The sequence below is a fragment of the Desulfobacter sp. genome, assembly GCA_028768525.1.
Taxonomy (GTDB): Bacteria; Desulfobacterota; Desulfobacteria; order Desulfobacterales; family Desulfobacteraceae; genus Desulfobacter.
On record CP054837.1, the window covers coordinates 3359358 to 3376122 of the forward strand.

Sequence of the window (16765 nt, forward strand, 5' to 3'; positions counted from 1 at the left end):
CCTGGTATGGAAAATATGGCGTAATCAATAACAGAATGCCGGGAGATGTCCATGGGTCTGCATATTGATGAAAATGATTTTTTCAGGGAGGCCACCCTCACCCTCTGTTCCACCCTTGAGATTGAGCGGGCCCTTCACTCCTGTCTTCTCTATGTCCGGCAATTCATGCCGGCCCTTCAGATGGGATTCCATGTCTATCATCCCGATGCCGGCATCGTTGAAACCGTGGCCCTGGCCACACCGGAAAAAGGGGAGGCCGTCTCCATGAAGATTCCCCTGACCGGACGGGGGCGGCGGCTCATTGAGGACCGGCGCCTGGAGCGGGTCCGCTCCATTGAACGGCTGGGAGACGACCCCATCACCGGTCCCGTGGCCGACCGGCTGAGGGCCTGGGACCTTTCCGCCGTGGTCATTGATCTGGTTCTGGAACGGACCATGCTGGGGATATTTTCCGTTTTCAACGAGGGGGAAACCCCCTTTTCAGAAGATCATGTCCGGCTGCTCAGCCTTCTGGACAAACCCTGCGCCATTGCCCTGACCAATTCCCTGAGGTTCAGGGAACTGAATAATTTCAAGGAGCGCCTGGCCGACGATAACCGGTATTTCCAGGCCGAGCTGAACCGCATGGCCGGGGAGACGGTGATCGGTGCCGGCCAGGGGCTGGGGCAGGTTATGGACATGGTCCGCCAGGTCTCTCCCCTGGAAAGCCCGGTGCTGCTGCTGGGGGAGACGGGCACGGGCAAGGAGGTGATTGCCAATGCCATCCATAATTTGTCCCTGAGAAACCAGGGCCCCTTTATCCGGGTGAACTGCGGGGCAATTCCGGCCTCCCTGCTGGATTCAGAACTCTTCGGCTATGAGAAGGGGGCTTTCACCGGGGCGGTGGCCAGAAAGCGGGGCCGCATCGAACGGGCCCGGGGCGGGACCCTTTTTCTGGATGAAATCGGGGAACTCAGCGCCGAAGCCCAGATCCGGCTGCTCCGGGTCCTTCAGGAAAAGGAGATTGACCGGGTGGGAGGCACCGAGACCATCCGGGTGAATATCCGCATCATTGCGGCCACCCACAGGAATCTGGAGCAGATGATGGGGGAGAACCGATTCCGGCCGGACCTCTTTTTCCGGCTCCGGGTCTTTCCCATCACCATTCCCCCCCTGCGGGAGCGCAGGGGAGATATCCCGGCCCTGGTGGAGCATTTTATCCTGAAAAAAGCCCGGGAAATGAAGCTGCTGAAGATTCCCACGGTGCCCGGCCGGGTCATGGAGGGGCTGAGGGAGTATCTCTGGCCGGGCAATGTCCGGGAACTGGAAAATGCCGTGGAACGGTCCATGATTCTGGACCGGGAGGGGGAATTGTTTTTCAAGGAGATCATCGCCCAGGGCGGCGGGGAGGAAGAAGGGGCCGGAGACGGCACCCCGGTGCAGCCCCTTGACCGGGTGGTGGCCGGTCATATCCGCCGGGCCCTTGCCCAATGCCGGGGACGGGTGGAAGGGGAAAAAGGGGCGGCACAACTCCTAAAAATTCACCCTTCCACCTTGAGAAAGCGGATGAAAAAGCTTAACATTCCTTTTGGAAGGCAGGTTCGATACTAGAAAAAGGAGGGCTTATGAAAGCAATCCAGGCCGAATATTCAAAAGAGCCTTTTGAAATCAAAATCAGTGAAAATGCAGAAGAGGAAAGCTGGCCCGCAGTCTGTGCCAGATTTGACGACGATGTGGAACGGGTCTGCGATGTGGCGGAGGTGCCGGGGTATACCGGGCTCTACCAATGCTTTGACGAGAAAAATGAGAAAACCTATTACCTGGTCAACGAGGATAAATCCCTTTACCGGATGAAGCGCCGGCATTTTATGGATAATATCGGATATAAAAAATAGGGGCCGGCCGGGGGCATCCGGCGTTCAGGGTGTCAATCCGAGTTCCCCGGCCCAGGCCGCGAACCGCCGGGCATGGCCGGGATTTATCCGGCGCAGTTCATTGATGATTTTATCCCGGGTCATGGTTTTATTTCTGTTTTTAGGATGTTTGGAGAAATATTTGTCTGCGCAGCAGATGATTTTTTCCTCCAGGGTCTGGGGCACCATTTCCCGCCTGGGCAGGGGCAGGCCGGCCTCCATGATGTTGTCCAGGGTGATTCCGGCACCGGTGTGGCGTTCCGCCACCAGGCCGTAGGCGGAGGGCAGGTTTAAATCGTCCAGCAGTTCCCGGCCCAGGTAGCCGTGGCAGATATAGGGCCGGTCGCCCCGGCAGCCGATGGCCGGGGCGCTGGTTTTAAATATCCCGATGTCATGGAGCATGGCCGCGGTTTCAATGAAATCCAGATCCAGGTTGAGATCCGCGTTCAGGCCCTGGGCGATTTCCAGACTTTTGTCCGCCACCCGGCGGCTGTGGTCCACCAGCACCTCGTATAGTTCGGATCCGGGCTTGTAAAACCGCCCGATGATGTCCAGGGGATCAATCTTCATTTCGTCTCATCCCAGCCAGGGTGGCCTGTTTGGAGCCGGCCCCTATTTGGAACCGGACAGGAGTACCCCTTCGATAAAGGGGTCCAGATCCCCGTCCAGTACCCGGTCCACATCCCCGATTTCCAGGTTGGTCCGGTGGTCCTTGACCATGCGGTAGGGATGGAGCACATAGGAGCGGATCTGGCTGCCCCAGGCAATATCATCCTTGCCGTCGTGGAGGTTCTGCATCTTTTCGTCCTGTTTCTGTTTTTCAAGCTGGTAGAGCCTGGATTTCAGGACCTTCATGGCAATTTCCTTGTTCCGGTGCTGGGAGGGCTCCTGCTGGCACTGGACCACTACGCCCGTGGGCAGGTGGGTGATGCGCACGGCGGAACTGGTCTTGTTCACATGCTGGCCCCCGGCCCCGCTGGCCCGGTAGACGTCGATGCGCAGGTCCCCTTCGTCCACATCAATATTGATCTCATCCTGGACTTCGGGATAGACAAATACCGCTGCAAAGGAGGTCTGGCGCTTGCCGCTGGCATTGAAGGGGGATATCCGCACCAGCCTGTGCACCCCGGATTCCACTTTCATGAATCCGTAGCAGTTCTGGCCCGAGACATGGAGGGTGGCTCCCTTGATCCCGGCCTCGTCCCCATCCTGGTAGTCGATGACCTTGTACTTGTAGCCCCGTTTTTCGATCCACCGGGTGTACATGCGGAAGAGCATTTCGGTCCAGTCCTGGGAATCGGTGCCCCCGGCCCCGGCATTGATGGAGACAATGGCGTCCCGGTTGTCGTCTTCGCCGTCCAGGGTGATCTCGATGGAGAATTTTTTTACTTTTTTTCCAAGGGCTTCCAGGAGGTCGGCCGCCTCCTCTTCCAATTCCTTATCCCCTTCCTCCCTGGCCAGTTCCAGCATGACCTGGGCTTCTTCCAGGTCCGAGAATATGGCGTCACAGGATTCGATGAGGCCGGAAATGGTGGTGCGTTCTTTTAAAAGACGGGTGGCGTTGTCGGCATCGTTCCAGAAATCTTCCCTGGCAATGAGCAGTTCAAGTTCACGAAGCCGCTTTTCCTTTACAGGAAGGTCAAAGATACTCCTTCAGCCGGTCGGCTTTAGCAGTGATGGAAGAAATGGTCTGTTTGAAATCAATACTCATTGTCAGGGTCTCCTAATGTTATGGCGGCGCCTAGACGGGTTTCCGTCCAGGCATCCTTTTATTTTTGAGGAGTTTTACCATAAAACCCAAGGTCAATGCAACCAGGGCGGCCATGCCCGTGAGGTCGCCGTGGCGGGTGTAAAAACTCGTCTGTTTCAGGGCGGGAACCTCCCGGGTGAGGGCGGCTTCCGTAAACAGCCCCGTTGCCGCCAGGGGCCTTCCGGACGGGTCGATAACCCCTGAAATGCCGGTGTTGGCCGCCCGGATCATGGCCCTGCGGTTTTCCACGGCCCGGAGTACGGCGATGGCAAAATGCTGGGCCGGGGCCGAGGTCCGTCCGAACCAGGCGTCATTGGTGATGGTGGTCAGGATATCGGCCCCGTTGAGCACAAACTGCCGGGAGATACCGGGGAAAAGGATTTCAAAACAGATGAGCACCCCGGTTTTATGGGTGCCGAATGCCAGGGGGATGGGGCCGGTGGTGCCTATGGAGAAATTGCCGGCCTGGGCCGTGAGTTTTTCCACGAACCAGAGCAGGTCCTGGAGGGGGACATATTCCCCGAAGGGCACCAGGTGGGCCTTGTCATAGGTGCCGGTGACCAGGGAATGCCCGTTGAACATATAGGCCCGGTTGTAGTACCGGATATTTTCTTTGGACACCTCCACGGCCGGGCTGCCCACAAGAAAATAGGTGCCGGCCCGTTGCACCAATGCCTCCACCCGGCTGGAGTTTTCCCGGTCCCTGCCGTAGTAAAAGGGGAGGGCGGTTTCCGGCCAGACCACCAGGTCGGCGGGCAGGGCGGAAAGGGAAAGGGCTTCGTACCGGTCCAGGGTGAAATCCTTAAAGGCGTTGTCCCATTTTTTATCCTGTTCGATATTGCCCTGGATGATGGAGATTTTTGTTTTTTCCCCCTGGGCGGTCCATTGGGCAACGGTTTCCAGCCGGGCGGATCCGTAGCCCAATGCCCCGGCCACCAGTGCCAGGCCCAGACCTGCGGACAGGGCAAAGGCGCTGCCGGCGTCCGTTTTTTTTCTGACTACCAGAAGGGTTTGGGTCAGAATTCCGTTGCAGACCACCAGTATAAAGGAGATGCCCAATACCCCGGAAATGTCTGCAACCTGGACCAGAAGGCGGTTGGCATACTGGCTGTAACCCAGGACGCCCCAGGGGAAGCCGGTGAGGGCGTAAGTCCGGATATATTCCAGCCCCGTCCACACCGCAGCCCCCCAGAAGGGGGTGAGCCAGCCCGGGACCGGCAGCTTTTTCATGGCCAGGGCAAAGAGGGCCGGGTAAAGGGCCAGGTAGAGGGCCAGCAGAACCAGGCAGCCCAGGGCCGCCACCATGGGCAGTTTGCCGAACTGGGTCAGGGTGGGGACGATCCAGTAGATCAGGGTCAGGTAATGGGCGGTGCCGGCGGCAAGCCCGGCATAAAAGGCCTGGCGCGGCGTCATGGCGGCCAGGGCGGCCCAGAGGGGGACCAGGGCGAAAAAGGCGGCTGGATAGAGGGCGGCGTCCGGAAAAGCTGCGGTGAGCAGGATGCCGGTGGCCAATGCGGGTGAATAGGGTAAAAATTTGGATAAATTGGGTAAAATTTTCATTTTTTTCCGGGCCTTGATAAAAAAAGTCTGCTATACTTATCAGACAATTTAAACATTCGTCAATTTCCGCAAAGGATACAGGCTTATTTTATGGCTGAAATGTATCATGAAGAGACCGGCCGTCCAGAGCCGGACAAGATTCCCCCGGGCGGGGTTCAGGGCAGTACGCCGATGCCCGGGGAAACGGCGATGACCGCTCTTGACCGGTCCCCCCTAGGTATCTGTATTCTAAAAGGCAATATCATTGACTGGGCCAATCCTGCTTTTTACGAAATGACCGGCCACGAGCCGGGGAGCCTTGAGGGAAAAGAGGCCCGTATCTTTTACCCCACACTCAAGGAATACGAACGGGTCAGCCGGCGGCTGATGGCCGAGGTCAACCAGACCGGATCGGGAACGGCGGACACCCGGCTTTTTCGAAAGGACAATACCACATTCGACTGCCGGGTCCGGGCCGCCCGGATGGATCCCGGCGATTTTTCCCAGGGGCTGATGATCACGGCATCGGATATCACCGAGATCCGGTCGACCCAGATCCAGAAACAGCAGGCCCAGAAAATGGAGGCCATCGGTGTGCTGGCCGGCGGCATCTCCCATGATTTCAACAATCTGCTCATGGGGATCCAGGGACATCTCTCCCTGATGCGGATCAACGTGAACCGTCCCAATAAGGTGGGGCACCATATCGAGCAGATGGCCAAACTGGTGGAAACGGCCGCCGAACTGACCGGAAGGCTGCTGGGATTTGCCCGGGGAGGCAAATACCAGATTTCCACCCTGGATATCAACCAGGTGGTTTCCATGGCCCTGAACATTTTTGAGCCCACCCGGGGGGAGATCACCATCAAAGAAACACCCGGGGAGTCCCTTTACCCGGTGAACGGGGACCATTCCCAGCTGGAGCAGGTCCTGCTCAACCTCATGGTCAATGCATCCCAGGCCATGATAGACGGCGGCACCCTCACGGTGGCCACCCGTAACATCAAGGTGAAAGAGGCCAATAACTACCATTTTGAGGTCATCCCGGGCCCCTATGTGGAAATTCTGATTCGGGATACGGGCATGGGCATGGATGATGCCATACAAAAGAAGATCTTCGATCCCTTTTTTTCCACCAAGGAACCCGGGGATAAAAAAGGCCGGGGCCTGGGCCTGTCAACGGTCTTCGGCATCGTCAAGAACCACGGCGGATTTATCACCGTGGAGAGCCAGCCCGGCCGGGGCTCCAGCTTCAGGGTCTGCCTGCCCGGGGCTGATGCCCAGAATGCTGCCGGTGTGACAAAGTCGGGGGCGGAACCGTCCCGGATGCCAAAGGGCACGGAAACCGTTCTCCTTGTGGATGATGAACAGGAGGTCCTGGAGGTGGGCAAGGGGTTTCTGGAACAGCTGGGATACAAGCCCCTGCTGGCCCGGAACGGGATTGAGGCCGTGGAGATTTTCAAGCTCTACCATGATGAAGTGGCTCTGGTTGTATTGGATCTGCTCATGCCCAACATGGACGGAAAAGAGGCTTTTTTTGAAATGCGCAGAATTGCACCGGAGGTCAAGATTCTGGTATCCACGGGGTTCAATGTGGATCTGGAGGTGGAAGCCCTGCTTAAAAGCGGGTGCCACGGTTTCCTCCAAAAGCCTTTTTCAATGGGAATATTTTCAAGAAAGGTGAGGGCGATTATTGACGGCAGGGCCGGAGACCGGACGGCCTCCCTGAATAGTCATTGACAAGGAGGGGGTTTTTGACTAATGACTGAATAACTTTTGCCTGAAGGCAAACAAAGCAGTACCCGAAAGAAAACATATTACAACTCAAAGCCACGAAGGCTGACTTTTCCGTATTCCGGAAGCGTCCCTTTGTGGCTTTTTTTATTGGAGGTGTTCCTGTGAAATCAGAGGCTGTTAAGCTGAAAATCGGATCTGTACTCGTTCTTATGATGATTGCCCTGTCATTTCAGGCCGCCGGAACCGCCTGGGCCGGCAACACCGTGGTGGATGCCATGGGCCGGTCCAAGGCCCTGCCGGACCGGGTGGACCGTATCATCTGTTCCGGCCCCGGATGCCTGCGGCTGGTGGCCTATCTTCAGGCCGGTGAAATGGTGGTGGCGGTGGATGATATCGAGGGCCGCAAGCAAAAATTCGATGCCCGGCCCTATGCGCTGGCAAATCCGGCATACCGCAGCCTGCCGGTGTTCGGCGGTTTCAGGGGGCAGGATGACCCGGAAAAGATTCTGGGGCTGGATCCTTCTCCCCAGGTGATTTTCAAAACCTACCCCACCATGGGCCATGATCCCGTGGAACTGGAAAATAAGACCGGCATTCCGGTGGTGGCCCTGGACTACGGGGATCTGGGCCCGGCCCGGGAGAAGCTGTTTTCCTCCCTGACCCTCATGGGCCGGGTGATTGGCCGTGAGGCCAGGGCCGCAGAGGTGATCCGTTTTTTCGAGGATGAAATCCTGGCCCTCGAAGGCCGGACCCGCGATATCCCGGAAAAAAAGACCTGCTATATCGGCGGGGTGGCCTTTAAGGGGCCCCACGGGTTTGTTTCCACCGAGCCCTTTTATCCCCCCTTTGAGTTTGGCGGCGGCCTTAATATTGCCGGCATGGACATGCCCCTGGGCAAACAGCTGCAGCAGAGCCTGTATTCCAAGGAAAAACTGCTGACCCGTGACCCGGATGTCATTTTCCTGGACCTGAGCACCCTTCAGATGGGCGAGGGCCACGGCGGCCTGTTTGAATTGAAAACCGATCCCGTGTTCCGGGCCCTCACCGCCGTGGGAAAGGGAGAGGTCTACGGGACGCTGCCCTATAATTGGTATACCCAGAATTTCGGTTCCATCCTGGCCGATGCCTGGTTTGCGGGGAAGACACTTTATCCGGAACGGTTCAGGGATGTGGACCCGGCTGCGGCGGCCGACCGCATTTATACCTTCCTGCTGGGCGCCCCGGTCTTTGATGCCATGAACCGGCAGTTCCGGAATCTGATCTTTACCCGGCTGGCAGTGGAAAATTAGGGGGCCGCATGCATTTTGAGACCGCTACGGTCCCGGGGCAGTACCTGGGGTATATCCGGCGCAAGCGCATGGGGATTCTCTGCATGGCCCTCCTGCTGACGGCCGCTTTTCTGGGGGCCGTGAGTTTCGGTGCGGTGCCGGTGAATGTGTTCAAAACCGTGTACGGGTTTTTTACGGGCACCGGGTCTGCCAGGGACGGTCTCATTATCTGGCAGATCCGTCTGCCCCAGGCCCTCACCGCCCTGGCGGCCGGGGCCGGCCTGGCCGGTTCCGGGGCCGTGATGCAGTCGGTGCTGAAAAACCCCCTGGCCTCCCCCTTTACCCTGGGCATCTCCCATGCCGCCGCATTCGGTGCCGCCTGTGCCGTCATGATCATGGGCACCGGGGTCATGGCCTCCAGTTCCGCCGACGCCCTGAACATTTCCTATCCCGCCCTCACCGTGGGGTCGGCCTTTTTCTTTTCCATGGCCACGGCCTGGCTCATCATCCATATTGCCGGGCGCCGGGGCGGCTCCCCCCAGATGCTGGTGCTCACCGGGGTGGCCCTGGGGTCGCTGTTCACCGCCGGCACCATGCTGCTCCAGTTTTTTGCCGATGATGTGCAGTTGGCCGCCATGGTGTTCTGGACCTTCGGGGACCTGGCCCGGGCCGACTGGGGGGATCTGGGCGTCCTGGGGCCGGTGACCCTGGCCATCCTGGTCTTTTTTCTGGCCAATGCCCGGTCCTACAACGCCATGGCCCTGGGGGACGAGACAGCCAAAAGCCTGGGTATCCGGGTGCGGCGGGTACGGCTCTCCGGCATGCTGGCCGCCTGTCTGGCCACGGCCGTGATCATTTCCTTTGTGGGCATCATCAGTTTTGTGGGACTGGTGGCGCCGCACATCGTCCGGCGGATCATGGGGGAAGACCATTATTACCTGCTGCCGGCCAGCCTGCTCACCGGCGCCCTGGTGCTGGTGGGGGCGGATACGGCGGCCCGGCTGGTGCTGCTGCCCCATGTGCTGCCGGTATCCATCCTTACCTCATTTCTGGGGGCCCCGGTGTTCATTTACCTTATTATCAGAGGAGACAGGCCATGAGTCTTGATGTCAGAAAACTGGGCTTTCATTATAACCACACCCCTGTCCTCCGGCAGATCGGTTTTTCTGTGCAGGCGGGGGAGATCCTCATGATTCTGGGGCCCAACGGGGTGGGAAAGACCACCCTGCTCAAATGCCTCAACCGTATCCATTCTCCCCAAACAGGACAGATTCTGGTGAACGGCAGGGATATCTCAACCATGGGCACCACGGAAACCGCCCGTCACATCGCCTATGTGGCCCAGAATAATCCCGGGACCCGGATGACGGTATTTGACGCGGTGCTCATGGGGCGGACCCCCCATATCCGGATCAAGGCCGGCCCTAAGGATCTGGAGAAAACCCATGCGGTGATGGAGCGCTTGAACATTGCCCATATGGGCGTCAAATACCTGGACTGCCTCAGCGGGGGCGAACTGCAGAAGGTGGCCATTGCCCGGGCCCTGGTCCAGGAGACCGGACTCTTGCTTCTGGACGAGCCCACGGCCAGCCTGGATCTGAAAAACCAGACCGAGATCCTGGGACTCATCCGGCACATTGCAAGGGACCACGGCATGGCAGTGGTCATGACCATGCATGATCTGAATGCGGCCTTGCGGTACGGGGATCGATATTTATGTTTAAAGGAGGGCCGGGTGGCGGGCACCGGGCCCATGGCCGAGATTTCCCCGGACCTGGTGGCCCGGGTCTACGGGCTTGACGTTGAAATTATCCGCCACCGGGGCTGTCCCATGGTGGTACCTGTGGCGGCCTGATATGTAAAAACTGTAATTAAACCGAATTAAAGGAGATTATACATGAGCTGTGCCTTGGATAAAGAGACCATTGACGCAACCATTTCATTCCACGGCCATTCCTGTCCGGGACTGGCCATCGGCATCCGGGCGGCGGAACTGGCCAGGGAAAAGCTTGCCATCCACACCACTGCCAACACCATCTGTGTGACGGAGACCGACATGTGCGGCGTGGACGCCATCCAGTTTCTCACGGGCTGTTCCTTTGGAAAAGGCAACCTGGTGCACCGGGATTACGGGAAGTCCGCCTTTACCTTTTTCAACCGGGATACGGGCAGAGGGTTCAGAGCGTTGTTCAGGGACGGGGGCAAAGGGTTGGACCGGGAGGAACGGATCGGGTTTCTCATGGAGGCCGATCTCGACACCCTATTTGACCTGGAGGATATTGATGCCCCGCCGGTGCGGCCGGCGCGGATTTTAAAGAGCATTGCCTGCGACCACTGCGGGGAGATGGTCATGGAATCCCGGATTCGTCTTTTCGGCGGGGAGCATCTCTGCATGCCCTGCTTTCAAAAAGTGGAACAGAAAATCTAAAGCCTGGATAAATCTGGCAGTGCAATAAAAATATTGCGCTGCCATGATTTTATTGCATTTTTCATATTTCCATCTTTCCTCCTTTCCAGGTCCTGACTCGGGCAATAATTTTTTATTTCTCTTAAATATAGTTTAAAATCAGCTTGTTATATGGTTGTGTCCGATGCGTCACGGCCCCCTGAACTTCTTCTGGCATGGTTATGGCTACATCATAGACCAAAAATTTAGAATTTACCGGCCCGGGGCCATCCCCCCGGGCCAAGAGACGTTCCCGAGGAGAACCGATATGACAAAAAACAAGGTGTTCAGTGTTTGCGGCATGTGTACCGTACGCTGCCCCATTAGCGTAGAGGTTGAAAACGGCCAGGTAAAATTTATCGGGGGCAACCCCCATGTCCCGGCCATGAAAGGGGCGGTCTGCCCCAGGGGTGCCGCAGGCAAGGCCCTGCTCCATGACAATGAACGGCCCCAGACCCCCCTGATCCGTGAAGGGGAGCGGGGGGAAGGCAAGTGGCGCAAGGCCACCTGGGAAGAGGCCCTGGATTACGTGGCCGGCAAGATGAAAGAGATCAAGGAAACCCATGGTGCCCGGGCCATATCCCTCACCGACCGGGGGGGGCCGTTCAGGGATATGCGCCGGGCATTCCTCAGGGGGCTGGGTACGCCCAACTACTGCAACCATGATTCCGCCTGCGCCCGGAATGTCCAGCATTCGGCCCTCTCCCTCACCGGCATGGGCCGGAAGGCCGTGGCCTATGACCTGAAAAACTGCAAGCATGTGGTGCTCCAGTTCAGGAATATCTTGGAAGCCGTGAATGTCCAGGAGGTGAACAATCTCATGGATGCCATGGAAAAGGGCTGCAAGCTGACCGTCATTGATATCCGGGCCAATGTCTCCGCGGCCAAAGCCACCCGGTTCATGCAGATCCGGCCGGGCACCGATTACGCCTTCAACCTGGCGGTGATCCATGAGCTCATCAAGCGCCGCCTTTACAATCAGGAATTTGTGGACCGCTATATTGAGGGCTTTAAGGACCTGGAGCAGTTTGTCTCCCCGTACACCCCGGAATGGGCCGAAGAGCAGACCGGCATTGAGGCGGCCCAGCTTCGCGCCTTTGTGGAGGAACTGGCGGCAGCCGCGCCTTCCGTGATCTGGCATCCCGGGTGGATGGCCGCCCGGTATAAAAATTCTTTTTATATCTGCCGTTCCATCTATATCATCAACGCCCTGCTGGGGGCTTACGGGGCCAAGGGCGGCCTTCCCTTTGTTTCCAAACCCGGCGATGTCGGGGCCAAGGGGCTGAAGTCCTTCATGAACCTCTTTCCCAAACCCGAAGACAAACGGGCCGACGGGGCAGGATGGAAGTATCCGCATATTGAAACCGGGCCCGGCCTGGCCCACCTGCTTTACGAAGCCATTGAAACCCAGGACCCCTATCCTGTGAAGGCCTATATCGCCTACCGCCATGATCCCCTCATGGCCTATCCCGATCCCGACCGGGTCCGGGAGTTGTGGAAAAACCTGGATCTCCTGGTCTCCGTTACCTTTTCCTGGTCAGACACGGCCTGGTACTCCGATGTGGTCCTGCCGTTGTCCACCTACCTGGAGCGGGAAAGCATCATTGCCACCAAAAATGGCCTCAAACCCCAGTTTTTTGTCCGCCGCCGCTCTGTGGAACCCAGGTATGACAGCCGGGCTGACTGGGAGATTATCTCCGGCCTGGCCAAACGGCTGGATCTGCCCGAACTGGTGTTTGACCGCGTGGAAGACCTGTGGAATTTCCAGCTTGAGGGCACCGGGGTGTCCATTGAGGATTTCGATGCCAAGGGAATGGTTCCCCTGGCGGACAAGCCTATTTACAAGGATTTCGAGGATTACACGTTCAAGACAAGTTCCGGAAAGATTGAGATGATTTCCAAGAAACTGGAAGATGCCGGCCTGCCCTCTCTGAAACCCTATGAACCGCCCGTATTCCCCAAGGAAGGGGAATTCAGGGTGACCTTCGGCCGCTGTGCCCTGCACACCCAGGGACACACCGTGAACAACCCCCTGCTCAACGAGCAGATGTCCGAGAACACCCTGTGGATTAATACGGGAGAGGCGGAAAAACTGGGCATCTCAGACGGCGATGTGGTCACCGTTGGCCAGAACGGCTACACGGAAACCATCAAAGCCAAGGTCACCGACCATATCCATCCCGATGCCGTTTTTGTCATCCACGGCTTCGGCCACCGCCTGAAAGTGGAGAGCCGGGCCTTCGGCAAGGGCCTTGCGGACAATAAATTCATGTCCGGCGGCATGGATATCTGGGATAAGGCCGGCGGCGCCATCGCCTACCAGGAGCATTTTGTCACCGTAACCAAGCAGTAAATCAACCACCACCACTCCGCTGTAGACAATCCCCCCTGTGCCGCATCCGGCATGGAGGGGATTGTTTTTCAATCTTCTGCAGCACCTCTTTCATCCCTTATTGATTGGAAAACTGAGGTCAAAATATGGTCGGCATCCTTGAATTTATACTTACTGACAAGGGTTTCTATTGATTCTAATTGATCCGGATATTCTGCTGGCCAGGCATATTCGTTGATTTTTGCAAACATTTCTTTGATCGGTTTGGGCGTTCTCTTTTTCATGAGGGGGGCAAGTTTCTGAAGAAATGCCATCAACAGTTTTGCGTTTCCCTGTTTCCTGTGTTGGCCGTCCAGGGGGGCCATTGTTTTTTCAGCGAAAGGAGCCAACCCCTGGCGGATCTTGACCAGCTCCACTTCAAAACGACCCAATATATCTCTATGATCTGCCCTGAAATTTTGTTTTAACGCATTCTCCAAATTTGCGGCCAGTTCCTGCAGCGCCTTTGCGCCAATCGTGCCGGACAGGCCTTTAATCGTATGGGCCTGCCTGACAGCCGCCTGCTGCTTTCCCGTCTCAATGGCCATTAAAAGATTGGAAACGGTCTGCCGGGTCTCCTTGAAAAATTTGGCCAATATACTTTTATACAATTTTTGGTTGCCGGCCAGCCGGGCCAACCCCGCTGCCGTATCGATACCTTCAAATTCCGGCAGGCCTGCCTCATTTTCTGGTCCAGCGGCAGGGGGCAATTTCCCTGAATATCTTTCGTGAACGGTCCGGTTCCCGGGCGTAATCCATTTGGCCAGTATCCTTAACAGGTCCGCCGGTTCAATGGGTTTGGTAATATAGTCGTTCATGCCGATTTCCAGGGTCTCTTCCCTGACGCCGCTCATGGCATCCGCTGTCATGGCAATGATGGGAATATCCCTGGCCGGCGGATCCAGTTTACGGATTTCCCGGGCGGCCGTCCGGCCATCCATCACCGGCATTTGCAGGTCCATCAGCACCGCATCAAATGCACCCTTCTCCGCAGCCGCTTTTTCCACTCCCACACGGCCGTTTTCCGCCACCTCCACATGAAAGCCTTCATCGTTGAGCAGCTCAACGGCCAGCTGCTGGTTGATTTCGTTGTCTTCCACCAAAAGCAGCCTTGCCCCCCTGACGGCGTCGATTTCTTTCGGCAGGTGAAGCGTCTGGCGGCGCGGCCTGTTTTTCCGGCTTAGGACCTTTTTCCCAAATGAAGCCAGAATACTTTCAAACAGGAGGGAGTGGGTCACGGGTTTCAAAAGAAACCCATCCAGATTGATGTGACGCGCCTGTTCCATAACATCTTCCCGGTCATGTCCCGTTACCATAATGATCTTTGGAACCTTTGGAAGGGTGGTATCTTTCTGGATTTTTCTGGCGGTTTCAATTCCGTCGATTCCCGGCATCTGCCAGTCCAGGAAAAGAATATCATACCCGCCGCTTTCAGCGTTTGCCGCCGAACGGACCATCTCAATGGCGTCATGGCCGTTGTTAATGGTGTCGGCCTGAAAGGTGAAATCGGCCAGGTAGTTTTCCATCACCTTGCAGAAAGTGGGGTTGTCGTCCACCACAAGGACGTTGATCCCCTTTAGTATTTGTGGAACGATTTCTTGTTTATCAACCGGTTTTTCAAGGCGGCCCAAGCGGACGGTGAACCAGAACATCGTACCTTGTCCCATGGTGCTTTGAACGCCGATCTCCCCGCCCATCATTTCGGCCAGCTTTTTACTAATTGTGAGCCCCAGCCCCGTTCCCCCGTATTTGCGGGTCGTGGACATGTCTGCCTGGGAAAAAGACTGAAACAACTTGTTTTGCTGTTCCTTTGACAGGCCAATCCCCGTATCCCGGACGGAAAACCGGATCAACACGTTTTTTTCATCCGTTTCCAGGGGGGAGACAGAGACTTCAATCTCTCCTTTTTCGGTAAATTTGACGGCATTATTGGCCAAATTAAGCAGTATCTGCCCCAGCCTGAGCGGATCCCCCTTCAAATGGGTGGGCACCTGGGAATCCAGGTTAAAAATGAGTTCGATCCCCTTTTTTTGTGTTTTCATGGAAATCAGGTTTGCCAGATTGTCGAGCACGGCATCAAGATTAAAGGCGATGGTTTCGATATCCAGCTTTCCTGCCTCAATTTTGGAAAAGTCGAGGATATCGTTGATGATGCCCAATAGACTTTGGGCCGACAATTGAATTTTATGGATATAATCCCGCTGCTTGGCATTCAGATCTGTTTTTTTTGCCAAATGGCTCATGCCGATAATCGCATTCATCGGCGTCCGGATTTCATGGGACATATTGGCCAGGAACTCCGATTTCGCCCGGGTGGCTTCTTCGGCCAGTTGTTTGGCATTTTCCAATTCTTTTTCTGCCAGCTTCAACTCGGTTATATCAGCCAGGATGAAGTGGGAACGGATAAATTTTCCGTAGGCGTCACGCTGCACCCGCCCTGTCAATAAGACATTGAAAACCCTTCCATTTTTATGGCAGATTTCCAACGCTGCATTATTGATAAAGCCACGGCTTTTGAACTCTTTGAATTTATCGGAAAAAATCGTCCGGTCTGCCGGTGTGCAGAGTCCGGTAAATTTTTTGCCGATCACCTGATCCTTTTCGTAGCCCAGAAATTTCAGCCACATTGGGTTGACATCATTGATGCTTCCGTCTTGTGATAAAGACTGATACATAACCGGGGTGTTTTCAAATAAATGCCTGAATCTCTTTTCGCTTTCCAGCAATTCGGTAACATCATATAGAGACGATAAAAGAGCGGGTTTACCTTGAAACTCAATTTTTCGTATGGTTATGTTTGCCTTTCGTTTTTTCAACGACCCCAGTTTATAGATGTCCGCTGGAAAATTTACCGCCTCCCCTTCCTGTTTTAGGATCTGGAGTATGGCGTTCCTGTCCTTTGAATCGACATACATTGCGTTGGAGTTTTTTTTGACCACCTCTTTTATTGATATCCCGTGAAAATCTGCCATCGCCTGGTTTGCCTTGAGTATCACTCCATTTTCAAGGGTTACGGCCACCGGTATTAAAACTGTATTGAAAATCGTATCCATGCTTTCCTGGCTGGCCAGTGCCCGTTCCTGTTCAAGTTTGGCCTTCTCCGCCTGGCGTTCCTTGATCCGGTCCATCCCCATGGCGGCAACCAGTTTGGCGAACTGGACAAGAAAAGAGAGAATGACTTCGGCCCGCTCGGAAGAGATTATGGGGGTATTGTTCAATGCATTCAGGTATTCCTGCTTGTCATAACCGAATTGGTCCGCCTGTTTAGTGAAATAATCAATATCCGGTTTATCCAGCAAAAACTGACCGATGAAAAGATTTGCGAGATACTCGCCTCCAATCAGTATCGGGGAGGCGCAATCGGTCATTCCGTTTTTACAGCGATAGATGTTATAGGGGGCTCCTGTTTTTAGATTTTTCGCCAAGGAGGTGTCGCTTTCAATACATCGTGCGCAGCTTTCGGGGTGTACGCGATGGAATTGGGTGCATATTGGATTCCATTCCGAAGAGGCCAGCACATTTGCATCCAAATCAATAATGGCGATGGGCACGCCAACTATTTTATAGAAAATTTTAAATAGCTGATTGAAATTTTCTGAGGCTAAAAGTCCCTTGAATACGATGTAGATATGCCTGTATTTATGGGGCTTTTCACGAACATAAGCCGGCAGGCCTTCCAATGCCTCTGCCTCACCTGTTACAACGCTGATATTTCCTTTCATTGTAAAAACTCGCTTTATGCCATGATATTGAAAATAGAGA

General features: G+C 55.7%; 12 protein-coding genes. 8 read left to right on the forward strand and 4 right to left on the reverse strand.

What is annotated here, in order from left to right; translation table 11 throughout:
* The first annotated feature begins 57 nt into the window (after nt 1-57).
* Nucleotides 58-1590, forward strand: a complete 1533-nt coding sequence (locus HUN04_14970; GenBank protein WDP93301.1) for a sigma 54-interacting transcriptional regulator — start codon at nt 58-60, stop codon at nt 1588-1590.
* Nucleotides 1591-1604: 14 nt separating this feature from the next.
* Complete coding sequence (locus HUN04_14975) at nt 1605-1874, forward strand: hypothetical protein (GenBank protein WDP90925.1); 270 nt, start codon at nt 1605-1607, stop codon at nt 1872-1874.
* Between the two features lie 24 nt (nt 1875-1898).
* Here the strand turns inward: HUN04_14975 and HUN04_14980 are convergent, their stop codons facing one another.
* From HUN04_14980 to lnt, 3 genes are all read right to left on the reverse strand, one after another.
* Nucleotides 1899-2462: an HD domain-containing protein gene (locus HUN04_14980; GenBank protein ID WDP90926.1), complete on the reverse strand. Its 564-nt coding sequence runs from the start codon at nt 2460-2462 to the stop codon at nt 1899-1901.
* 42 nt (nt 2463-2504) lie between these two features.
* Nucleotides 2505-3603, reverse strand: a protein-coding gene (locus HUN04_14985) for a peptide chain release factor 2 (GenBank protein WDP90927.1) whose coding sequence is annotated in 2 segments (ribosomal slippage) — nt 2505-3533 and nt 3535-3603 — 1098 coding nt in all. Because the reading frame shifts where the segments join, the coding sequence is not laid out codon by codon here.
* Between the two features lie 30 nt (nt 3604-3633).
* The gene (gene lnt / locus HUN04_14990) at nt 3634-5202 is read right to left on the reverse strand and encodes an apolipoprotein N-acyltransferase (protein ID WDP90928.1); all 1569 of its coding nucleotides are present in this window, start codon (nt 5200-5202) and stop codon (nt 3634-3636) included.
* A gap of 90 nt (nt 5203-5292) precedes the next feature.
* Between lnt and HUN04_14995 the strand changes: the two genes are divergently transcribed.
* The 6 genes from HUN04_14995 (at nt 5293) to HUN04_15020 (ending at nt 12985) form a co-directional block, all read left to right on the forward strand.
* Nucleotides 5293-6921 (forward strand): response regulator, encoded by a 1629-nt coding sequence (locus tag HUN04_14995; GenBank protein WDP90929.1) that lies wholly within the window; start codon nt 5293-5295, stop codon nt 6919-6921.
* Between the two features lie 206 nt (nt 6922-7127).
* Nucleotides 7128-8207 carry an iron ABC transporter substrate-binding protein gene (locus HUN04_15000; GenBank protein WDP93302.1) on the forward strand — a complete coding sequence of 360 codons (1080 nt, stop codon included), beginning with the start codon at nt 7128-7130 and terminating at the stop codon, nt 8205-8207.
* A gap of 8 nt (nt 8208-8215) precedes the next feature.
* Nucleotides 8216-9286 carry an iron ABC transporter permease gene (locus HUN04_15005; GenBank protein WDP90930.1) on the forward strand — a complete coding sequence of 357 codons (1071 nt, stop codon included), beginning with the start codon at nt 8216-8218 and terminating at the stop codon, nt 9284-9286.
* Nucleotides 9283-10041, forward strand: coding sequence for an ABC transporter ATP-binding protein (locus tag HUN04_15010; GenBank protein WDP90931.1), 759 nt, complete (start codon nt 9283-9285; stop codon nt 10039-10041). The genes HUN04_15005 and HUN04_15010 overlap by 4 nt, the downstream gene beginning before the upstream one ends.
* Nucleotides 10042-10083: 42 nt before the next feature.
* Nucleotides 10084-10614 (forward strand): TraR/DksA C4-type zinc finger protein, encoded by a 531-nt coding sequence (locus HUN04_15015; protein WDP90932.1) that lies wholly within the window; start codon nt 10084-10086, stop codon nt 10612-10614.
* 286 nt (nt 10615-10900) lie between these two features.
* Complete coding sequence (locus tag HUN04_15020; GenBank protein WDP90933.1) at nt 10901-12985, forward strand: molybdopterin-dependent oxidoreductase; 2085 nt, start codon at nt 10901-10903, stop codon at nt 12983-12985.
* A gap of 68 nt (nt 12986-13053) precedes the next feature.
* On the opposite strand, the gene HUN04_15025 is transcribed toward HUN04_15020, so the two are convergent.
* On the reverse strand, nt 13054-16725 hold the full coding sequence (locus HUN04_15025; protein ID WDP90934.1) for a response regulator: 3672 nt from the start codon (nt 16723-16725) through the stop codon (nt 13054-13056).
* Between the last annotated feature and the right edge of the window lie 40 nt (nt 16726-16765).